This is a genomic window from Nocardia sp. 149-1B (assembly GCF_057747975.1).
On record NZ_CM173233.1, the window covers coordinates 3,468,779 to 3,488,540 of the forward strand.

The 19,762-nt window shown below is 72.0% G+C and carries 21 protein-coding genes and 2 tRNA genes; 7 read left to right on the forward strand and 16 right to left on the reverse strand.

Annotated elements, in window-relative coordinates; all coding sequences use genetic code 11:
* Positions 1-38: 38 nt before the first annotated feature.
* Positions 39-557, forward strand: coding sequence for a SigE family RNA polymerase sigma factor (locus AC3ANS_RS16545; RefSeq protein WP_488292677.1), 519 nt, complete (start codon positions 39-41; stop codon positions 555-557).
* Positions 554-1,372 carry a hypothetical protein gene (locus AC3ANS_RS16550; protein WP_488292678.1) on the forward strand — a complete coding sequence of 273 codons (819 nt, stop codon included), beginning with the start codon at positions 554-556 and terminating at the stop codon, positions 1,370-1,372. The genes AC3ANS_RS16545 and AC3ANS_RS16550 overlap by 4 nt, the downstream gene beginning before the upstream one ends.
* Before the next feature lie 3 nt (positions 1,373-1,375).
* Here AC3ANS_RS16550 and ssb read toward each other — a convergent pair whose 3' ends face one another.
* The 4 genes from ssb to AC3ANS_RS16570 all read right to left on the reverse strand — a co-directional run bounded on the left by ssb (position 1,376) and on the right by AC3ANS_RS16570 (position 6,514).
* Positions 1,376-1,801 (reverse strand): single-stranded DNA-binding protein, encoded by a 426-nt coding sequence (gene ssb, locus AC3ANS_RS16555; protein WP_488292679.1) that lies wholly within the window; start codon positions 1,799-1,801, stop codon positions 1,376-1,378.
* 129 nt (positions 1,802-1,930) lie between these two features.
* Positions 1,931-3,583 carry a GTPase gene (locus AC3ANS_RS16560; RefSeq protein ID WP_488292680.1) on the reverse strand — a complete coding sequence of 551 codons (1,653 nt, stop codon included), beginning with the start codon at positions 3,581-3,583 and terminating at the stop codon, positions 1,931-1,933.
* A gap of 73 nt (positions 3,584-3,656) precedes the next feature.
* Positions 3,657-5,384, reverse strand: coding sequence for a dynamin family protein (locus tag AC3ANS_RS16565; protein WP_488292681.1), 1,728 nt, complete (start codon positions 5,382-5,384; stop codon positions 3,657-3,659).
* Entirely contained in the window at positions 5,381-6,514 is a 1,134-nt protein-coding gene (locus AC3ANS_RS16570) for a PrsW family intramembrane metalloprotease (RefSeq protein ID WP_488292682.1), read from the reverse strand. The genes AC3ANS_RS16565 and AC3ANS_RS16570 overlap by 4 nt, the downstream gene beginning before the upstream one ends.
* Before the next feature lie 68 nt (positions 6,515-6,582).
* Between AC3ANS_RS16570 and AC3ANS_RS16575 the strand changes: the two genes are divergently transcribed.
* From AC3ANS_RS16575 to AC3ANS_RS16585, 3 genes are all read left to right on the forward strand, one after another.
* On the forward strand, positions 6,583-8,040 hold the full coding sequence (locus tag AC3ANS_RS16575; RefSeq protein WP_488292683.1) for an aminopeptidase P family protein: 1,458 nt from the start codon (positions 6,583-6,585) through the stop codon (positions 8,038-8,040).
* A gap of 216 nt (positions 8,041-8,256) precedes the next feature.
* The gene (locus AC3ANS_RS16580; RefSeq protein WP_488292684.1) at positions 8,257-9,495 is read left to right on the forward strand and encodes a metallophosphoesterase family protein; all 1,239 of its coding nucleotides are present in this window, start codon (positions 8,257-8,259) and stop codon (positions 9,493-9,495) included.
* Positions 9,496-9,607: 112 nt separating this feature from the next.
* Positions 9,608-9,681, forward strand: a tRNA-Arg gene (locus tag AC3ANS_RS16585).
* Positions 9,682-9,710: 29 nt separating this feature from the next.
* Here AC3ANS_RS16585 and AC3ANS_RS16590 read toward each other — a convergent pair.
* The 10 genes from AC3ANS_RS16590 to AC3ANS_RS16635 form a co-directional block, all read right to left on the reverse strand.
* Entirely contained in the window at positions 9,711-9,935 is a 225-nt protein-coding gene (locus AC3ANS_RS16590) for a hypothetical protein (protein ID WP_488292685.1), read from the reverse strand.
* A gap of 17 nt (positions 9,936-9,952) precedes the next feature.
* A complete protein-coding gene (locus AC3ANS_RS16595) occupies positions 9,953-10,771 on the reverse strand; it encodes a glycosyltransferase family 2 protein (protein WP_488292686.1) in 819 nt (272 codons plus the stop codon).
* Positions 10,768-11,775, reverse strand: a complete 1,008-nt coding sequence (locus AC3ANS_RS16600) for a glycosyltransferase (protein ID WP_488292687.1) — start codon at positions 11,773-11,775, stop codon at positions 10,768-10,770. Before AC3ANS_RS16600 ends, AC3ANS_RS16595 begins: the two co-directional genes overlap by 4 nt.
* The gene (locus tag AC3ANS_RS16605; protein WP_488292688.1) at positions 11,772-12,803 is read right to left on the reverse strand and encodes a glycosyltransferase; all 1,032 of its coding nucleotides are present in this window, start codon (positions 12,801-12,803) and stop codon (positions 11,772-11,774) included. Before AC3ANS_RS16605 ends, AC3ANS_RS16600 begins: the two co-directional genes overlap by 4 nt.
* A gap of 37 nt (positions 12,804-12,840) precedes the next feature.
* On the reverse strand, positions 12,841-13,761 hold the full coding sequence (locus AC3ANS_RS16610) for a glycosyltransferase family protein (RefSeq protein ID WP_488296512.1): 921 nt from the start codon (positions 13,759-13,761) through the stop codon (positions 12,841-12,843).
* A 257-nt stretch (positions 13,762-14,018) separates the two neighbouring features.
* Positions 14,019-14,669: a response regulator transcription factor gene (locus tag AC3ANS_RS16615; RefSeq protein ID WP_488292689.1), complete on the reverse strand. Its 651-nt coding sequence runs from the start codon at positions 14,667-14,669 to the stop codon at positions 14,019-14,021.
* 115 nt (positions 14,670-14,784) lie between these two features.
* The gene (locus AC3ANS_RS16620) at positions 14,785-15,852 is read right to left on the reverse strand and encodes an adenosine deaminase (RefSeq protein WP_488292690.1); all 1,068 of its coding nucleotides are present in this window, start codon (positions 15,850-15,852) and stop codon (positions 14,785-14,787) included.
* A 13-nt stretch (positions 15,853-15,865) separates the two neighbouring features.
* Positions 15,866-16,129 carry a hypothetical protein gene (locus tag AC3ANS_RS16625; RefSeq protein WP_488292691.1) on the reverse strand — a complete coding sequence of 88 codons (264 nt, stop codon included), beginning with the start codon at positions 16,127-16,129 and terminating at the stop codon, positions 15,866-15,868.
* Between the two features lie 45 nt (positions 16,130-16,174).
* Positions 16,175-16,909: a DsbA family protein gene (locus tag AC3ANS_RS16630; protein ID WP_488292692.1), complete on the reverse strand. Its 735-nt coding sequence runs from the start codon at positions 16,907-16,909 to the stop codon at positions 16,175-16,177.
* Positions 16,909-17,382 carry a MauE/DoxX family redox-associated membrane protein gene (locus AC3ANS_RS16635; protein ID WP_488292693.1) on the reverse strand — a complete coding sequence of 158 codons (474 nt, stop codon included), beginning with the start codon at positions 17,380-17,382 and terminating at the stop codon, positions 16,909-16,911. The genes AC3ANS_RS16630 and AC3ANS_RS16635 overlap by 1 nt, the downstream gene beginning before the upstream one ends.
* Before the next feature lie 73 nt (positions 17,383-17,455).
* Here AC3ANS_RS16635 and orn point away from each other — a divergent pair, with 73 nt between their 5' ends.
* Both orn and AC3ANS_RS16645 read left to right on the forward strand, forming a co-directional pair.
* The gene (gene orn, locus AC3ANS_RS16640) at positions 17,456-18,100 is read left to right on the forward strand and encodes an oligoribonuclease (protein ID WP_488292694.1); all 645 of its coding nucleotides are present in this window, start codon (positions 17,456-17,458) and stop codon (positions 18,098-18,100) included.
* 43 nt (positions 18,101-18,143) lie between these two features.
* Positions 18,144-18,219: transfer RNA gene (locus AC3ANS_RS16645), tRNA-His, on the forward strand.
* Positions 18,220-18,297: 78 nt separating this feature from the next.
* On the opposite strand, the gene AC3ANS_RS16650 is transcribed toward AC3ANS_RS16645, so the two are convergent.
* A complete protein-coding gene (locus AC3ANS_RS16650) occupies positions 18,298-18,942 on the reverse strand; it encodes a vitamin K epoxide reductase family protein (protein ID WP_488292695.1) in 645 nt (214 codons plus the stop codon).
* Positions 18,939-19,706: a DsbA family protein gene (locus AC3ANS_RS16655; protein ID WP_488292696.1), complete on the reverse strand. Its 768-nt coding sequence runs from the start codon at positions 19,704-19,706 to the stop codon at positions 18,939-18,941. Before AC3ANS_RS16655 ends, AC3ANS_RS16650 begins: the two co-directional genes overlap by 4 nt.
* Positions 19,707-19,762 lie beyond the last annotated feature (56 nt).

Sequence of the window (19,762 nt, forward strand, 5' to 3'; positions counted from 1 at the left end):
GACGGCCCCCACCCCGGCGGCCCAGACGGGAGGACCAGGTGCGTCGCACGGACAAGACCGACGAGGAGTTCTCGCAGTTCGTCGCGGCGAGGTCGCCCCAGCTCTACCGCAGCGCCTACCTGCTGACGATGTCTCCGCACGCCGCGGAGGACCTGGTGCAGTCGGCGCTCGCCAACGCGTACGCGTCCTGGTGGCGGGTCCGCGCGGCCGGCGACCCGGTCGCGTACGTCCACGGGGTGCTGGTGAAGTCCTTCCTCTCCGAGCGGCGTCGCCGCAGCTCCACCGAGCTGCCACTCGCCGAGCCGCCCGATCGCTCGGGCCCGGCCGCGCCCGATCCCGCCGACCGCGTCGCCCTCCTGGCGGCGCTTGCCGAGCTCGGTCCGGTCGATCGGGCCGTGGTCGTGCTGCGCTTCTGGGAGGACCGCAGCGTCGCCCAGACCGCCCACGACCTCGACCTCTCGGAGGCGGCCGTGAAGAACCGCAGCCTGCGCGCGCTCAAGGAGCTCCGCGAGCTGCTCACCGACACCACCACCCACACCCACGGGAGCACCCGATGAGCGAGCCTCAGACCACCGACCCCGGCGCGGACCTGCACGCCCTGATCGACCACGCCCTCACGGACCTGGCGGTCCCCGCCCACCGCATCCAGGCGGGCGCGGTGCAGCGTGGCCGGGTCGTCCGCCGTCGGCGGCGCCTCGGGGCGACCGGCAGCGCCCTGGCCGTCGCCGTCGTCGCGACCGCGATCGCCTGGCCCTCGGTCGCCGGGGGCCGCGGCGAGGACAGCGGCGTAGCCCACGACACCGGTCCCGCCTCGACACCCGCGACCGGTGAGCGCCCGCCCGGTTGGTGGAACATGCCGGGCGCGGTCATGCGGGACCGGCTCGCCACCCTGCTCCCATCGGGACTGAGCATCGCCGACGCCAACCTCGGCAACGAGGACCTCGGCCCCGGCGACCGGCCCACCGGAGGCTGGATCTCCGTCGCCCTGACGGACTCCGCGGGCCGCCCGGTGGGCGGGTTGAACGTGGTCCTCTATCCGCCCTCCGAGGACGGCGCCTCCGTCCGCCAGCAGACCACCTGCCCGGGCAACCTGACCGACCCGGCCATGTGCACCGAGCTGCACGACGCGGCCGGCGCCGTCGTCGGCCGCATCTCACGCTCATCCGCCGGCGACGTCGTCGTGCTCGAGGCCACCCGGCTCACCCCGGAGGGTGCCGTGGTCTACGCGAGCTCGTCGAACAGCTCGGACGACAAGTGGGGTCTCGGCTCATCCGTCGACCGCGCCGCCCCGTCCGTGCCCCTGGCCGACCTGCGTGAGCTCGCCGGGGACCCGGCCTGGCGCACCTGGGCCGACGGGAGGAGCCAGGGCTGATCCTCACGCGGCGACCTCCTGCGCCACGGCCTCCTGCGCCACGGCCTCCGCGCCCGGCGCGGCCTCCTGCCGCGGCGTACGGGTGAACTGGCTGGTGCCACGGGCCAGGTCGTGGCCGAGGTGCAGGGCGTCGATCTCGAAGCTGGTGACCTCGAGGTTGTCGGAGTTGACCCAGAGCTTGACCTCGAGCCGGCCGTGCACCACGACCGGGTCACCGCGACGCAGCGAGGTGGCACAGTTCTCCGCGAGCTGACGCCAGACGTTCACCGTGTACCACTGCGTGGTGCCGTCGGACCAGGTGTCGGTGCGGCGGTTGAAGCGGCGCGGGGTGCACGCCAGACGGAAGCTGGCCACGGGCACGTCGCCGGCCCGGCGCAGCGTCACGTCGCTGCCGAGCCAGCCCTGCAGCGTGATGAGCGATTCGTTCATGGAGGTCTCCTTGCCTCGATCGGGGCTTTCCCTGGATCGAGGCTCGGCGGCCACACCGACATCGGGACGGTACGGCGAGGACCGCTGTGGAGACTGTGGTCGGAACGCTCTCTGTGGACGACTGGCGGGTCAGCCGAGCACGCGGCTGAGCCCGTTGCGGACCGCGGTGTAGGCCGCGAGCTCGATCTCCACCTGGTCCACGACCAGCTCGTGGGAGACCTCCGCAACCGCCCCGCGGAGCCGCTGGTCGGCCTCTTCGGCCCGGCCGCGGGCGGCTCGGGCCACCAGGAGCCGGCAGAGGAGACCGAGCGCGACACCGAGCACGAGTCCACCGACGAGCAGCACCAGCGCCAGCGCGATGCCGGCGACCTGCGGGGTGTCGGAGTCCTGGAGCTTGCCGGTCCCGGCCAGCACCCCGGTCCACACCAGACCGGCGATGCCGGTCAGGAGCAGCAGCCACTGCAGGACCCGCACGAGACCGGCCCAGACCGGCAACCGACCGGCGGCCACCGCAGCGGCTGCCAAGGCGGCGTCCAGCCGGTCGCCCAGCTCGTCGAGACGCGAGACCGAGGCGCGGTGAACGGTCTCGACCCAGGGGGACGCGAGCCCGTTGGAGACCTCGTCGGCCAGGGTGCGCACCTCGGTGTCGACGCGAGCCCGCTGCACCTGCGCGACCTGCGGGACCGCGCGCCCACGGCCCGAGAGCTCGCGCCCCTGGGCGCCGAGATCGAGGTCGGCGCCTCGCAGCGGGTCGGGCTTGACACCCGAGAGCCAGGTGGCGACCGGCCAGCCGGTCGCCCGGCCGATGCGCATCTTGGTCGAGCGCTCGACGGCGTCGACGATCGCGGGCACGCCCGCGGCCTCGGCGAAGGCGTCGTCGAGCGCGGCCACGCGCTCCGGCGACAACACCCGCGTGGGCGCGTTGCCGGACGCCTCGGACAGGGTGGTGGCGGCCGCACGCACGTCTGCGTCGATCCGCGACCGGGTGGCCTGCTTCTCGGCGGCTCGTCGGGCGATCTCGGCCCGGAGCTCGGGGATGCCGGTGCCCTGGCGTGCGCTCACGGGCAGGACCGGGACCCGGTCGAGGCCGTCGGCGTCGAGCAGGCGGCGTACGTCGTCGAGCATCGACTGGCGACGCTCGTCGGGCACCGTGTCGATGTGGTTGAGCACGACCAGCATCACGTCCTGGTGGTCGGCGGACGGTGCGAGGTAACGGTCGTGGATGGCGGCGTCGGCGTACTTCTGCGGGTCGAGGACCCAGACGAGGAGATCGGCCAGGTCGACCAGCCGGTTGACCTCGAGGTGGTGGGCGACCTCGGTCGAGTCGTGGTCGGGCAGGTCGAGGAGCACGACCCCGTCGAGCTCGGCGTCGGCGCCGCGGCGGCCGGAGTCGAGCATGGAGTCCCGGGTCGTCTGGTGCCGCGGCGGGATGCCGAGCCACTCCAGCAGCTCCTCGGCACCGTCGCGTCCCCACACACAGGCCGAGGCCCAGGACGTGGTCGGGCGCCGGACACCGACGGCGGAGAGCTCGAGACCGGTCAGGGCGTTGAACGTCGAGGACTTGCCCGAGCCCGTCGCCCCTCCGATCGCCACCACCGTGTGGGTCGCCGAGAGCCGCAGCCGCCCGGTCGCGCGGTCGATGACCTCCTGCGCACCGGCGACCAGGTCGTCGTCGAGGCGGCCCCTCGCGGCGTATGTCGCAGCATCGAGGCCCTCGATGCGGGCCCCGATGTCGGTACCTCGGGTGACCAGCTTCTTGGCCCCTTCGAGCAAGGACGTCATGTTCTCCCTCGACCCGGCAACGGCAGGGTGAAACGGTGGGACAGTGCAGCCCCCACCCTAGGGGGTCGGGTGCTCACGGCGTGGGGTCGGTCACCGATCTGGCCTGCTCGAACCGGCGATCGTCGACGCGCCGGGACGCGGCCCGCAGCTGCTCGGGAGCATCGGCGGGCAGGTCGAGGTCGTCGAGCACCCCGGCGAAGCGCGCGCGCTCGGTGCCGGCCAGCATCCTCAGTCGCCGCTCGAGCGAGGCGCCCGCGCGATCGACGAGGGACGTCACGGTCGTGGCACCGAAGACCGCGTCGAGCAGCGTCCGGCCCAGGTCGTCCTCGACCGGTGTCCGCCGCCGGAACGTGTCCACCATCAGCGCGACCGCCAGCCCGTGCACGCCGTAGGCCAGGAAGCGGGCACTCGTGCGCTTCTCCGAGCCCTCGGCCCGCACCAGCCCGAGGACCTCCTCCTGCCAGGCTCGCACCTCGGACTCGGCTCGGCGACGCAGGTCGGGAGCGGCCCGGCGCAGCGCCTCCCGGTCCTCGAGCAGCCCGTAACCGGCCGCCGACTCCTCCCACAGCGCGTGGAGGCGCCCGGCAGCGGACTCGGCGTGGTCGAGCACGAGAGCCTCGGCGGCGGCCTCGATCGCCAGCATCACCCGGTCGGCCTGCTGGGGGGTGCCCTTGACGGCGCTGACCACCCGGTCACGCAGTCGCCCGACCCGCTGGTCGAGGGTGCGCAGCAGCTCACCGGTGCCGATCAGCTCCTCCCACCGGGCGAGCACCTCGCCGCGCAGCAGCGAGCCGTCGCCCGACTCGGTCACGAGCCCCTCGGTGGCGTCGTCGTACGTCGTGAGCGCCGTCGCCCGCAGGTCGGCCGCGGCCGCGAGCTGGGCGGCCGCCGCGTCGGCGACCAGGTAGGTCTGGCGACCCAGGGTGCGGATCGTCCCGTCGAGGGTCTGCCGCACCACGAGCGCCCGGGCGTCGAGGTCGCCGGCGAGCGACACCAGCCAGCCCCGGATGTCGGCGACCTCACCCGCGGGCAGCAGACCGTCATCGGAGAGCGGCGCCTCGTTGACCGTGAACAGTGGGGAGTCCTTCAGCCCACGGCTCGCGAGCATGCGCGCCAGGTGGGCGGCCACGGTCTGCACCGCGTCTGCGGGGGTCCGGTCGAGCACGATCGCGACCGACGTGGAGCGCTCGGCGGCCTGCCGGAGGTAGTCCCACGGCACCTGGTCGGAGTAGCGGGCGGCGGAGGTCACGAACAGCCACAGGTCGGCGGCCGCGAGCAGCTGGGCCGCGATCGTCCGGTTGTGCTCCTCGACGGAGTCCACGTCGGGTGCGTCGAGGATCGCCAGCCCCTCCGGCACCGTGTCGGAGGCGACGAGCTGCAGCGCGTGCGGGTCGTCGGTGGCGTGGTCGGTGCGGACCAGGTCCGGCAGCAGCCGGTCCTGGCCGAACCACCGCGCGTCCTCCGGGTGGTGCACCAGCACCGGCGAGCGGGTCGTGGGCCGCAGCAGCCCGGACGCGGTGACCCGCCGGCCGACCAGCGAGTTGACCAGCGTGGACTTCCCGGCGCCGGTCGATCCACCGACGACCACGAGGAGCGGCGCATCCACGGTCATCTGCCGCGGGATGACGTAGTCCTCGAGCTGGTCGATCATCTGCTGGCGCGAGCGTCGCTTGTCCTCGACCCCGGCGACGTCCAAGGGCAGCCGAGCCGCCTGGAGGGCACCACGCAACTGCACCAGGGCAGTCAGCATCCGGGTGTCCAGGTGGTCGGGGCGCTCGCTCTCGCCGTGGGAGACGGTCATCTGGTGGGTACCACCTGTCCGGGGAAGGCGATCGACGGCCGCAGGGCCGCGATCCGCTGGAGGAACTGCTGACCGCGCACCGCGTAGTCCGGTGGCGGGGTCCCACGCAGGAACCGGTAGTGCAGGAACCCGAGCTCGATGGCCGCCTGCTGGTACTCGCGCATCACCTGCTCGGCGGCCCGCCCGCCGACCTGGCGGGCGTAGGCGCGACTGCGGCGGCGGGCCCCGAGATCCACCACCCAGCCGATGTCGGTCGCCGGCACCAGCCCGCGCCGGGCGGCGTCGGTCAGTGCTGCGGCCAGGACCCGGCGCTCCGAGCTGCGCACCCAGACCGCCAGCCCGGCCAGGGCGACGAACGCCGGGGCCATCAGCACGACGTACGCGACCGCGAAGTTGTCGAAGCCGTAGACGGTCGACGCGTTCCACACGGCATGCGCGACCACGGCGCAGACGTACCCGCCGAGTGGCCAGAGGATGCGAGCGACGTGGCTGCGGGCGTTGACCGCGAGGCCGACCCCGATGCCGGTGAACGCGGTGAACAAGGGGTGCGCGAACGGGCTGAACAGGCAGCGCACGACGAACGTCGCGGTCAGTGCCTCCGTGCCGCCGGGGCCCGCGCCGTCGGTCCCGTTGTAGGCGGCAGCCAGGTAGAGGATGTTCTCGGTGAAGGCGAAGCCGATGCCGACCATTCCGGCGTACACGATGCCGTCGAGCACCCCGTCGAGCTCGGCCAGGCGCCACCAGAGCAGGAGCAGCAGGAACAGGCCCTTGCTGGCCTCCTCGGTCACCGGTGCGACCACCGCGAGGCTGACGTTGTCGGTGAACGACACCACGAACCCACCGACGCCCTGGATCAGCAGCGCGGCGGCGGTGGCCACGAAGCAGCCCCACAGCAGCCCGGCCGCGAGCAGGGTGCGCGGCTCCGGCTCGTAGCGGTCGAGCCACAGGTAGCAGGCCACGAGCGGGCCGACCGGGAGCGCCGCGAGGACCATGGCGAGGGCGAGGGAGCGGGGTGCGCCGGAGAGGGCCAGGATCGCCAGGATCGTCAGCGCTCCGAGGGACACCAGCACGGTCACCACGACCGCGAACGCGACCGAGGAGGTCGCGCGTTCGCGGCGGGCACCAGGCATGGCGGCAGCCTATCGGGGCAGGTCCCTGGGGCCGCTGTCGTGGCGCGCCCCCGGCGTACAGTGGCCGCGTGAGCGAGCAGACCCCACCCGAAGGCACCGACGCGTCGACCCAGCCTGCAGCACCCGTGACGGAGCCCAAGACCGAGTCGCACGATCCGGCCGTGCCGGCCGCGTACGCCGCGTTCATGCGCACCGGGTGGGGCGACCGTGAGCTCGACCTGCCGGTGCAGCCGGTCGCGGCTCCGGCCGCGCAGCGCCGCGCCCGTCTCGCCGAGGCGTTCCCGGGTGAGCGGCTGGTGCTCCCGGCGGGGACGTTCAAGGTCCGCGCCTACGACACCGACTACCGGTTCCGCGCGGACACCGCCCACACCTACTTCTCCGGCAACCAGACCAGCGACGCGGTGCTCGTGGTCACCGACGGCGAGTCCGTGCTCTACGCCCGGCCGCGCTCGTCCCGCGACACCGACGAGTTCTTCCGCGACCGCCAGTACGGCGAGCTGTGGGTCGGGCGCCGCCCCTCGCTCAAGGAGATGTCGGACTCCCTCGGCCTCGAGGTGCGCCACCTCGACGACCTGCCCGGCGCTCTCGGCGGCGGCAGCAAGACCCGGGTGCTCCGCGGCGTCTCGGCGGCCGTCGACGGGCTCGTGAACGCCGACGACGCCCGCGACGCCGAGCTCGGCCGGGTCGCCTCCGAGCTGCGCCTGGTCAAGGACGACTGGGAGGTCGCCCAGCTCCAGGAGGCCTGCGACATCACCACGCTCGGGTTCGAGGACTCCGTGCGCGAGTGGGACAACGTGCTGCGCTACGGCGAGCGCTGGATCGAGGGCACGTTCTTCCGTCGGGCCCGGGCGATGGGCAACGACATCGGCTACGACTCCATCGTGGGCGGCGGGTCCCACGCCACCACGCTGCACTGGATCGACAACACCGGCCCGATCACGCCCGGAGAGCTCGTCCTGCTCGACATGGGCGTGGAGAACCGCTCCCTCTACACCGCCGACGTCACCCGCACCCTGCCGGTCGACGGCCGGTTCACCCCCCTGCAGCGAGAGCTATACGAGCTCGTGCTCGCCGCCCAGGACGCCGGCATCGCCGCCGTACGCCCCGGGGTGCCGTTCCGCTCCACCCACAACGCGGCGATGGAGGTGCTCGCCCACGGCCTCGCCGGCATGGGCCTGCTGCCGGTGTCCGCGGAGGAGGCGCTCGACCCGGAGAGCCGCGTCTATGCCCGCTGGACGCTGCACGGCACCAGCCACATGCTCGGCCTCGACGTCCACGACTGCGGCCAGGCCGCGCCGGAGGCGTACGCCGAAGGCACGCTCGCCGAGGGCATGGTGCTCACCGTCGAGCCCGGGCTGTACTTCCAGGAGGACGACCTCCTGGTCCCCGAGGAGCTGCGCGGCATCGGCATCCGCATCGAGGACGACATCCTCGTGACCGCCGACGGCGGCCGGAACCTCTCCGCGGCGCTCCCGCGGGCCGCGGCCGACGTCGAGGAGTGGATGGGCTCGCTGCGGCGCAGCTGAGCGGTCCGGCTGCGTGGTCCAGGTGCTCGCCTCAGGGATCGTTCAGACTCGTTCCGTACTCTCGGCGGCGGCAGGAGTCAGCAGCCGGGAATCTGGGTAGGAGCCCCGGGTGCCGACCTCTCGGCGCCGGCACGGCGTGCCGCTCGACGAAAGGGCCGACCCATCTCTCGCTCGACCCCAGCGCTGCGACGACCGCGGCGTCTCTCCCTCCTCCTGGTGCCGCTGGCGCTGTCGCTCGTCGCGTCCGGGTGCTCCTCGGGCACGCCGTCGGCCCACCCGAGCGAGCCGAGCCGCCCGAGGGTGATCAACGCCCACACCTTCCCCTCGGGCCAGAAGCCGAGCTACGAGTTCGTGGCCGCGCCGGACTTCCTCAACCAGGACGTCGGCGACCTGCGCCAGCTCCCGTCGTGGCATCACGGCGACCCGAACTCCTGGACGCCGGACCTCCAGCACTCGATCGACCAGTTCCTCGACCAGATCGCCGCGCTCCACCCGGGCTCGGTGCTGGTGCCTGGTGACCTCGTCGAGGGCCGGTGGGGCCAGGACCGGGGCAACACGGGTGTCTTCGGTCCGGTGACGACCGCGGTGGAGAAGCGCGCGGCCGTGCGCCGGGCGGCGGACTTCTACTTCTCCAACTACCTGCGGCGCTTCACCTCGCGCGGCCTGACCCTGCACGCGGCACTGGGCGACCACGACATCGGCGACAACCCGTGGGACGACCGCACCCCGTGGACGCACTTCAAGCGCCGCGTGATGCAGGTGTTCAAGAGCGAGTTCGCCCGCTACTTCACCCGCACCCCCTCCGGCAAGCCGCGCTACCCCGACCACCCCGACAGTCCGGCCTGGGCGAAGACGGCGTACGCCGTGCACCTCTCCCCCGACGTGCTGCTGATCAGCCTCGACGAGTTCAACCGCCGCAACGGCGACGTGCACCTGGAGGTGGTCGGCGACCAGCTGCGCTGGCTGCGCGCCACGTTGAAGCGCGCCCGGGCCCAGCACATCCCGTGGGTGATCGTGCAGGGCCACAACCCGGTGCTGATGCCGGTGCGCGAGGTGTCGTCGTCGGGCGGGCACATCGAGGGCGGGCGGCACTCGGCGCTGTGGCGGACGATGGCGAAGTACGGCGTCGACCTCTACCTCAACGGCGAGGTCCACGCCACGACCATGCGGCAGGCCGACGGCGTCACTCAGATCTCCACCGGCGGGCTGCTCTACCACGGCGACGCGACGTACATGGTCGCGCGCGTCTTCGGCGACCGCATCGAGTTCTACGTGCACCAGCTGCAGAAGGTCCCGAGCCCCGCGGGCCAGCTCTGGCAGACCACCGGTCGGCGCACCCGCTCGCACATCCTGTACGCCGACGGCCCCAGCCCCTCGATCGGCTCGATGACCCTCACCCTGGACCACCGGGCCCTCAACCAGGTCGGGATGCTCCAGGACTACGGCCTGCAGTGACCCCGCCCCCGGGCTTGGGACCCGCGGGCGGTCGTACGACATACTGACTCCGGGCAGGCGCCCGGCGCGGGACCACAGCACTGTGGGTCCGAGTCACGGGCCCCTGCTCTCTGCCCCCGTAGCTCAGCTGGATAGAGCAGCGGCCTTCTAATCCGCCGGTCGCAGGTTCGAATCCTGCCGGGGGCGCCCCGTTCGTGACGATCGCCGCCAGCGGCTCAGCGGTCCTCCCGCACCTCAGGCTCCTCGGAGGGGCGCTGGTACTGCTCGCGCTCCTGCGGGTCGAAGTCGTCTTGCTCGGGCCGGTTCAGCTGTTCGTCCGGCTCCCGGTCGAGCGTCTCGGACACGCTGGCGTCCGAGATGCCCTCCTCGTCGGGGACCGCACCCGTGTCGATGGGGCGGACCTCCTCCCGGGGCTGCTTCGTGTGCTCTCGATCCGACATGAGGGAGTGGTACCCGCTCAGGTGCGCACCCACGCGTCGCCACGGCGCACGACCAGCCCCAGTCGCTCGAGCTCCTCCAGCCAGCCTCCCATCGGCCACTCTCCCCACCGCCGGTGAAAGAGGGCGCCGTTGCGCAGGATGTCATCCAGGTGCCGCACGGGCGGCCGTTCGACAGGGTGGTACTGGTGATAGGCCCGTGCGGACCCCGCCCACCCCAGCGGGATGCCACGAGCCGCCAGCTGACGGCCGAAGTCGGTGTCCTCCCCGCCGTAGCCGACGTACTCGTGGCAGAACCCACCCGACAGCTTCCAGGTGGCAGCAGACAGCGCGAAGGAGAGCGACCAGAACAGGTCCGGATCGGCTCCGGTGGACAGCTCGCCCGGGACCGGGGCAGGACGCGCCGGGTGCGGGTCGTCGAGCTCGCTGAGCCGGTCGAGGGGGTAGCCGTCCTCAGGCCGCGGACCGAGATAGGTGACCGGACCGGACCACACCGTGCCGTGCTGCTCCCGGACCGCCTGCTCGTAGCCGCCGAGCAGGTCCGGCCCCGCGAGGCAGTCGACGTCGAGCCCGACGAGCACGTCGCACCCAGTTGCCGCAGCCAGGTCGAGCCCGGCGTTGCGCGCGGCGGCCAGCGGCAGACCCCGCGGGTCGGAGTCGACCGGCAGAACGTGGACCGGCAGCCCGTCGTACGCCGGCCAGCCCTCGAGTCCCGGATCGTCCATCGCCACCACGACATACAGGTCGGGTCGTCGAGCGCCGCGGGTCAGAGACGCATGCTGGGCGCGCAGGTGCTCGTGACGACCGTGGGCGATCGTGACGACCGCCACTCCGGTCACGACGCGACCCGCCCTGGGACGCCGACACCGGCCACGACCTCCGCGAACCGCTCGGCCGCGCCTCCGTCGCACCAGACAGCCCACCGAGACCCATCCAGGCGCGAAGCCCGGTCCAGGCGCGTCCTCCATCCCGCTGCGGGGAAGACGTCCTCGACCAGCACGGGCCAGCAGCCCGACCGCAGGGCGGCAGCGGTGCTCACCTGCTCCTGGTGCGGCCGCTCCTGAGGCACCACGATGGCGGGGCGCCGGAGGGCAGCGACCTCCGCCAGGGCGTTCTGGCCTGCGTGGGTGACGACGACGTCGGCCTCCTCGAGGACCTCCCGAGGGTCCTCGTGCCAGGAGCCGTGAGCGCGACTGAGCGTGGCCCAGCTCCATTCCGGCGTGGTCGAGCGTGCCTGCTCGAGGGCTCCCCTGAACAGGTCGGTGCCGCCGGTGCCGGCCAGTAGCGCGACTCTCGGTGGGCCAGGACGCCGCGGACGGTCGGGCCGCACCGGGAATCGTGAGAGTGCGCCCAACCCTCGCACCCGGTCGAGCAGTGCGGCGGGCGCACCCGGGAGCATCGCCGCGGTCGCCTCGGGGGGCCAGAACGCCACGAGCGTCTCGGCCACGTCGTACCCGAGCAGGTGGGCGGGATCGTCACGGAGGCCCGGCTGGACGACCGTGACGACCGGGATGCCGTGCAGCCGCACGAGCAAGGCCACCTCAACTGAGACGTCGACGATGACGAGTTCGGGCCGAGCCGTGTCCAGCCAGTCCGAGATCTGCTGCGAACGGCGGCGGAGACCAGCATCACCGATCGGCACCCAGTGAAGGCGTCCACCCGCCGTCGGGTCGAGCGCAGACCCGCCCTCGTCGTCGTGGTCGAGCCGGACCCAGGGGCCGGGCCAGCCCTCCGGCGGCGGGAGCGAGGAGAGGCCCGTGACCTGGCGGTCGAGCACCCGGGCGAGCGCCAGGGCACGGTGTGCGTGCCCACTGCCCTGGTGGTGGACGTAGTAGCCGATCACGCGGCGAACCCCGGATGGACGACCGAGTCGTAGCAGGTCTCGTAGTCGCGCACCATCCGATCGAGGGAGGATGTCGCCTCTGCGTGCCGACGCACTGCTGCCCGCTCCCGCTCGAGGGCTCGTTCGATCGCCTCGGCCAGGGAGGCCGTGTCACCGGGAGCGGCGAGCGCGCCCACCTCGTCGGTGACCAGCTCCGGCAGCGCACCACGGGCGTATGCCGCCACCGGCGTGCCGCTGGACATCGCCTCGGCAGCGACCAGGCCGTACGGTTCGTCCCACTCGGGCGTGACGACGGCCACGGACGCCCGCCGCAGCAGCCGGCTGATCGCCCGGTGGTCGAGGTGCCCCACGTGCACCGCGTCGCGGCCGAGGCGGGGCGCGATCTCGCGCCCGAAGTACTGCTCGTCGGGGACCGGACCCGCGAGTACCAGGGGCACGCCCGCCAGGCGGGCTGCGTCGATGGCGTCGTGAGGCGCCTTCTCGGGGACCAACCGCCCCGTCCAGACGGCCGGCCCACCGCCGGGCCCGGCGGGCCATGCGTCGACGTCTACCCCGTTGAGGACGGGCGTGCTGGCGACCACGTGCGACCAGGCCTGCGAGGTCCGCCTGCTCACGGCCGCGAAGGTGCAGCCGTCCGGGGCAGCGGCGATCGCCGACTCCAACCAGGGGACCGGTGGGGTGTGGAGCGTTGTCAGCACCGGGACGGAGAGCATCGGTGCCATCGCGACCGGCAGGTGGTGCAGGCTGTTGTTGTGGACCACGTCGAACCGGCCCCGGTCGGCACCGGCGAGCCGGAGCATCAACGTCAGGTACGCGTGGTGCTCGGCCATCCAAGCTGCGGACGGCGCGTTGACGTCGAGGCTGGCGACCCGACTGGCCTCGAACACCGGCGGCTCGAGGACCTCGACGGGGAGCGACGGGTCGGATCCTGGGCCCGCGAACAGCGTGACCTCGTGGCCACGGGCGACGAGTTTGCGGGCCAGCGCGTGGGTGACGGCCTCGAGCCCGCCTGCGAACGGCTCACGCACCGGGAACCGACTCGAAGCGATCAGGCAGATGCGCACGTCAGCCCACCAGCGCCCGGTACAGAGCGTCGTGGGCGGCCGACACCTCCCGGCGCTGCGCACGACGCTCGTCGATGGAGGCGCCGAGCCGCGGGCGGGTCCGGTGGGCGGTCTCGACCGCCGACGCGAGTGTGTGTTCGTCGTACGACGCCTCGTCGGACTGGTACGCCAGTACCGGGCCCTGGTCGGCGAAGTATCCGCACGTCGGCGCAACCACCGTGGTGCCGAGGTCACGGCAGGCCTCCAGCCAGCCCGAGTGGGTGCCGAACCGGTAGGGCAGCACCGACACGTCGAGCGAGGCCAGGTAGCACCACAACTCGTCGTCGGTGAAGTAGTCGTGCACCCGTAGGTCGATCCGTCCCTCGTCCGCCTGCACGCGCAGGTAACGGGCTAGCCGGGCGTCGCGGCGCAGGCCGTCGTCGTCGAGCACGTCACGGTGTCCGTCGACCAGCAGGACCGCGTCGGGCAGCGATGCGACCGTGTCGACCAGGGCGGGCAGCACCCGCATCGGGTCCATGCTCGGTCGAAGGCTCTTGACGTGCAACCCGACGCGGAAAGGTGTGGCGCGCCGACGGGCCCGGCAGTCCTGGGCGACAGCCATCGTGGGAAAGTCCACGACGTGGGGGTGCGGCAGCACCTGAGCGTCCTGGCCCCAGCGACGGGCGATCTCGCCCGCGGCACCCGGTGTCAGTGTCACCAGTGCGTTGGCCGCCGGGACGAGGACGTCGAGCTGCTCGTCATGGAGCGCCGAGGACGGGTGGTGAGGGTTGCGCAGGTCGTGCACCGTGAAGACGAACGGCTTCCCGCGATCCCGGAGCACCATCACGAGCCGCTCAAGGACGGCTGGGTCACAGGCGTCGAAGCCGAAGTGCAGATGGAAGACGTCGAACGTCGCGTGCGCTGCCCAGTCGGGTCGTAGCATCACCGGCGGCCACCACTTCTGAGTCGCGGAGCGGATCGGCTCAGCGGGGTCGGGATCGGGCAACCGGCGGGGACCTGGTCCGTGCTCGGGCGAGAGGTGGCGGACATAGACGTGCCCGGACGGGACGGAGGCCACAACCACCTGCTCGCCGGGTGAGGCCGCAACGACAACCGGGCGGGCGATCTGATGGGGAGTACTCACCGGCGCGAGGTACCCACGCGCGGCCACTTCAACGTGCCGCTCCGCCCATCGGACCGTCAGCCGGCAGCGACGCTGCGCGATCGGTCGGGCGCGAAGCCGTGGGTCATCCCCCAGGCGACCGCCTGAGCCCGCCGGGTGACCTCGATCTTGCGGTACGCCGTCCGGATGTAGGTCTTCACCGAGTTGATCGACAGGTAGGTCTGGTCGGCGATCTCCTGGTTGCTCAGACCCTGGGTGATCAGCGCCAGGACCTCCGCCTCGCGGGCGGTGAGACCGACCTCGCGGCCGGGCCACTCCCCCGCGACGTTGCGCTCGACGGCCTCGACCGACGGCGGCGGCGTCACGGTCTCGCCACGGCAGATTGCCTCGATCGCGTCGACGACCGCGGCGGCGTCGAGACCCTTGGAGAGGTAGCCCGACGCACCGTGGCTGATGGCCCGCTCGACCAGGTCGGGCTGCAGGTTCCAGCTGAAGATCGCGACCGGCACCGAGTTGCCTCGCACGAGGTCCTCGAGGTCGACGGCGTCGCCCTGCACCTGCCCGAAGGTGTCGTAGAGGATCAGGTCGACGTCGCTGACGACCGGCAGACCGGAGTCCAGCTCGACGACGACGACGCGGTCGTGGTGGGGGGCGAGCATCGCGGCGACACCGGCCACGACGATCTCGTAGTCGTTGACGATCGCGACTCGGATGGGCGTGCTGGGCATGGCGTCACCCTATGTCGCGCGCACCGGATCGGCGCGACACGCGCGTCAATCCGCGAAAACCAGCCCTTCGCGGGATACAAAGGTCCTGGCCCCGCTTGGTATGAGCTCGCGGGGCCTATTCCTTTTCCGGGCCGGTCCCGGTGTCCCGTGCTGCGACGTACGCGTCGATCTCGCCGAGGATCCGGCTGACGGTGACGCCGCCCGCGAACGACGCGCGTACGGCGGTCCGGGCCAGCTCGGCGACACCGGCCTCGTCGAGCCCGAGCAGGTCGGCCGCGACCTCGTACTCGCGGTTCAGCGTGGTGCCGAACATCGGCGGGTCGTCGGAGTTCACCGTGACGACCACACCGGCGTCGCGGAAGGCCCGGATCGGGTGGTCCTCCAGGCGGTCCACGGCCCGCGTCGCGATGTTCGAGGACGGGCAGACCTCCAGCGGGATGCCCCGCTCCGCGAGGTGGGTCAGCAGCGCCGGGTCGTGGGCTGCCGACGTCCCGTGCCCGATCCGCTCGGCGCCGAGCAGGTCGACGGCGTGCCAGATCGTCTCGGGCCCGGTGGTCTCGCCCGCGTGCGGGACGCTGTGCAGCCCGGCCGCGCGGGCGGCGTCGAAGTGCGGCTGGAACTGCGCCCGGGGCACCCCGATCTCCGGCCCGCCGAGGCCGAAGCCGACCAGCGCCTCGGTCCGGTGGTCGAGCGCGTAGCCGAGGGTCGCGTCGGCCGCCGGGACACCCGACTCCCCCGGGATGTCGTAGATCCAGCGCAGCACCAGGCCGAAGTCGCGCTCGACGGCCACGCGGGCGTCCTCGATGGCCTCGGTGTAGGCCTCGATCGGCATCCCCTTGCCCTCCTCGTGAGGACGCACCGACGTGTACGGCGTACAGGTGAGCTCGGCGTACCGCAGGCCCTGTCCTTGCGCCATCTCCCGGCCGATCTCGTGGGTGAGGTAGCGGATGTCGTCCGGCGTACGGATCAGGTCGACCACCGCGAGGTAGACCTCGATGAAGTGGGCGAAGTCGCGGAACTCGAAGAACCGGCGCAGCTCATCGGGGTCGCTCGGCACGGTCCCGGGGTGACGCTCGGCGAGCTCGGAGACGATCCGCGGCGACGCGGAGCCGACGTGGTGGACGTGCAGCTCGGCCTTCGGCAGCGCGGCGATGAAGGTGGCGAGACGGTCGCTGGTGCTCACCTCGCGGAGTCTGTCAGCGCACGTAGTGGAACCAGAAACCGACGGCGGCGGGAAGCAGCCCGAGCACGAGCCACGGCGTGGCCGGGGACCGCCCGTTGATCAGCCGGACGCCGACCATCGCCACCAGTCCGACCACCGAGGCGATCACGAGGAGTCCGGGCTTGGCCCCCGGCCCGTCGGCGACCCCGGCCAGGATGCTCATGCCGCCGGCGAAGATCGTGGCGACGGTCAGCAGCAGGGCCGACATCACCCAGTGCTGCACCCGCTCGACCTGCACGGGGCCATTCTCCCAGCCGGACCGCCCGGTCCGCAGCCGGTCCCGTCAGCCGAGCTTGTCGACCAGGTTCGCGGCGAGGTCCTTCATGGTCCGGCCGTCCTGGAAGACCTTGCCGTCGAGCAGGACGGTGGGCGTGCCACGCACCCCCGCGTCCTCGGCGGCCTTGGTGGCCTTGGTGACCCAGTCGGTGCCGTCACCGGCATCGAGTCCCTGCTGCACCTTGGCCTCGTCGGCGCCGGCCTCGACGGCGAGCTTCATCAGGTCGTCGTCGGAGGGGAAGGGGCCCGACTCGCTGGGCTGGTTCTCGTAGAGCAGGTCGTGGAACTTCTTCGCGACGTCCGCACCAGAGGTGTCTAGCACGACGGAGAACATCGCGGCCGAGCGCTTGGAGTAGTCACCGGCCGAGGAGAGCAGGTCGAACGGGCGGTACTCGACCTGGACCTTGCCGTCCGAGGCCAGCTGCGCCAGGTCGCTGCGCGACGCCTGCTCGAGCTCGCCGCAGTAGGGGCAGAGGAAGTCCTCGTAGATCACGACCTTGTGCGGGGCGCTCGCGGGGCCGACGGTCAACCCGTAGTCACCGTTGCCGGCTGCCGGGGCCTTCACGTCGGTGGAGGTGTCCAGGCTGCGCTGGATGAGGAAGCCGACTCCGATGATCACGACCAGCACCAGCACGACCCCGCCGATCATCAGGTTGCGCCTGCGGCGTTCGGCCTGCTGCTGCTCGCGCATCGCCTCAGCGGCGCGCTCCGTGCGGCCCACGGGCCGGTTCTTCTTCGACATCAGGGTCCTTCGGGCTCGGGGACACGACCGAACAGCAGCCTGTCGAGCGCCCACCGGGTGGACGGCAGCCAGGCCAGGAACAGTGAGGCGATCAGGAGGGCGGCGTCGCGGGCGATCTCCCAGGGATACTTCGACGTGGCGTCGGCGTCGTACCCGCCGCCACCGAAGCACCCGCAGTCGATGCTGATCCCGCGCGCCCAGACCGAGGCGATGCCGATGATGAACGCCGTGAACAGCAGCGCGGACACGATCGCCGACCCGCGCGTCAGCAGGCCGAGCACCAGGGTCGCCCCGACAACGATCTCGATCACCGGCAGCAGCTGGCCCACCGGCTGCACCGCGGAGGCCGGGAGCAGCTGGTAGGCGCGGACGGCGTCCACGCTCTGAGCAGGATCGGGGAGCTTGGCGGCGGCCGCCACGATCCAGACCCCGCCTGTCACCAGACGCGCGACGAGGCCCACCCACTCCTTCACACCCCCGACCCTAGAGCCCGACGCTGAGCGGTCACTGAGAGGGCCGACGCCGGGCCGGGACTAAGGTGGCCGCGTGAACGAACGACTCGTCTGGATCGACTGCGAGATGACGGGCCTGGACCTGGGCGCCGACGCCCTGATCGAGGTCGCGGCCCTGGTCACCGACTTCGACCTCAACGTGCTCGGCGACGGGGTCGACCTCATCGTCAAGCCTCCCGCCGAGGCACTGGACCAGATGAACGAGTTCGTCCACGACATGCACGAGAAGTCCGGGCTCCTGCGCGAGCTCGACTCCGGCATCGCACTGGACGAGGCCGAGGAGCAGGTCCTGGCGTACGTTCGGCAGTTCTGCCCCGACGGTAGTCGTCCGCCGCTCGCGGGCAACACCGTCGCGACCGACCGGGCCTTCCTCGCGCGCGACATGCCCGCGCTCGAGACGTTCCTCCACTACCGGATCGTGGACGTGTCCTCGATCAAGGAGCTGTCGCGCCGATGGTTCCCGCGCGCGTACTTCCAGGCGCCGGCCAAGCGCGGCAACCACCGGGCGCTGGCCGACATCCAGGAGAGCATCGAGGAGCTGCGCTACTACCGCGAGGCGGTCTTCGTGCCCTCTCCCGGCCCGGACAGCGACGCCGCCCGCGCGATCGCGGCCAAGCACGGCGGCTCGCTCACCGGGCTGACCGCCGACGGCGGGTCCGATTCTGCGGATCCGGCGTAGTTCCCCTACACTTTCGGTCGGTCCCGGCGATGCCGAGATCATGGTGGGTGTAGCTCAGCTGGTAGAGCACCTGGTTGTGGTCCAGGTGGCCGCGGGTTCAAGTCCCGTCACTCACCCCAGTGGCCCCTGAGGCCGTCGAGCCCCTGACCCGCGGCGACGCGGGCAGGGGCTCGATCCGTCTCCGGCAGCGTGGGCGCTCAGGCGAACAGCGCGTCGCCGTACTTGAGCACCACGGCCAGGAGCAGCACGAGCAGCCACACGACCAAGACGATCAGGTCGAGGCTCGAGGAGATGAACGACGTCAGTGCGCGCTGGACCCGCCGGGGCAGGTGCAGGTTGTCGTCGCGGATGTTGACGTAGGTCATCTCGAAGAAGACCAGAGTGGTCGCGAAGGTCACCAGCAGGCACCAGGGGCACAGGGCGCCGATGTCGAACATGGCCTCGTAGAACAGCCAGTAGGCGAACACGAAGCCGAGGGTGTAGACGACCTGCGCGGCCACCATGAACCAGCGCGGGAAGCGCACCCGGGCCAGGCTGGCGACGGCGATCGTGATCACGACGGGCTCGGTGATCAGACCGAGGAACGCGTTGGGGAACCCCAGCAGCGAGGACTGCCACGAGTTCGCGACGGTGCCACAGCTGATGACCGCGTTGATGTTGCAGCCGAGGTCGGCGTTCGGGTTCTTCGCGAGCTCGATGGCGTCGATCGAGAGCACGAACGACGCGACCAGGCTGGCCACCGACGAGACCAGCATCGTCACCCAGACGGCGATGTCGCTGTCGCGGGCGCGGTGCAGCCAGGAGGACGGCTCAGCGCTCGCCCCTCCCGCCGGGTCGGTCACTTCCCACTCGCGGCGGACTCGATGGCCTGGGTCAGCGGGCCGACGGAGTAGGCGTCTCCCGCGAAGAGCTCGCCGTTGATCTTGATGGTGGGCGTGCCCGTGACGCCGGAGTCGAAGGCCTTCTGGGTCACCGACCCGACCCAGCCGTCGTAGGTGCGGTCGGTGAAGCGGTCGATGACGTCAGCGGGCACGCCGGCGTCCTTGGCGATCGAGGCGATCTCGTCGTCGCTGAGCCCCTTGCTGCCCTCGGCCGGCTGGTGGGCGTAGAGGGCCTGGTGGAAGTCCCAGGCGCTGTCGGGCGCCGCATCTGCGACGGTCGCGAACGCGTTCGCGGCCCGGGTGGAGTACTCGGTGCCGCTCGACAGCCGGTCGAGGAACGAGATCGGACGCAGCTCGATGCGGATGGTGCCGTCCTCGAGCAGCCGGTCGAGCTCACCACTGTTCGCCGCCTCGAACGCGCCGCACGCCGAGCACATGTAGTCGTAGTAGATCTCGACGCTCACAGGAGCGTTGGTCTGACCGACGGGGATGGAGCCGCTCGAGCTGCTGTTGGCGGGATCCACGACCTTCCCGCTGGCCGCGGCCGGCGGCTTGTCGTCGCCTCCGGTGGCCTTGACGACCGCGAGCACGATCGCGGCGATGAGCCCGAGGATGACGAGCACCCCGACGCCCGTGGCGATCCGGCGGCGCCTCGTCTGGCGGGCCGCCGCTTCCTCCTGGGCCTTGCGGAGCTCCTGCGTCCGGGCCCGTGCCTGCTTGCTCATGCCGCGCTGCCGCCTTCGTCGTCGTGCTCGAGCCCGAGCCATTCCGGCCGACCCGT

What these genes read in the sequence shown, in the direction of transcription:
- AC3ANS_RS16610 (WP_488296512.1), bottom strand. Translation starts at nt 13,761, where the DNA reads ATGCTACGACCCGACTGGGCAGCGCACGCGACGTTCGACGTCTTCCAT.
- AC3ANS_RS16570 (WP_488292682.1), bottom strand. Translation starts at nt 6,514, where the DNA reads ATGCCTGGTGCCCGCCGCGAACGCGCGACCTCCTCGGTCGCGTTCGCG.
- AC3ANS_RS16560 (WP_488292680.1), bottom strand. Translation starts at nt 3,583, where the DNA reads ATGACGTCCTTGCTCGAAGGGGCCAAGAAGCTGGTCACCCGAGGTACC.
- AC3ANS_RS16615 (WP_488292689.1), bottom strand. Translation starts at nt 14,669, where the DNA reads ATGCCCAGCACGCCCATCCGAGTCGCGATCGTCAACGACTACGAGATC.
- ssb (WP_488292679.1), bottom strand. Translation starts at nt 1,801, where the DNA reads ATGAACGAATCGCTCATCACGCTGCAGGGCTGGCTCGGCAGCGACGTG.
- AC3ANS_RS16565 (WP_488292681.1), bottom strand. Translation starts at nt 5,384, where the DNA reads ATGACCGTCTCCCACGGCGAGAGCGAGCGCCCCGACCACCTGGACACC.
- AC3ANS_RS16550 (WP_488292678.1), top strand. Translation starts at nt 554, where the DNA reads ATGAGCGAGCCTCAGACCACCGACCCCGGCGCGGACCTGCACGCCCTG.
- AC3ANS_RS16590 (WP_488292685.1), bottom strand. Translation starts at nt 9,935, where the DNA reads ATGTCGGATCGAGAGCACACGAAGCAGCCCCGGGAGGAGGTCCGCCCC.
- AC3ANS_RS16630 (WP_488292692.1), bottom strand. Translation starts at nt 16,909, where the DNA reads ATGTCGAAGAAGAACCGGCCCGTGGGCCGCACGGAGCGCGCCGCTGAG.
- AC3ANS_RS16655 (WP_488292696.1), bottom strand. Translation starts at nt 19,706, where the DNA reads ATGAGCAAGCAGGCACGGGCCCGGACGCAGGAGCTCCGCAAGGCCCAG.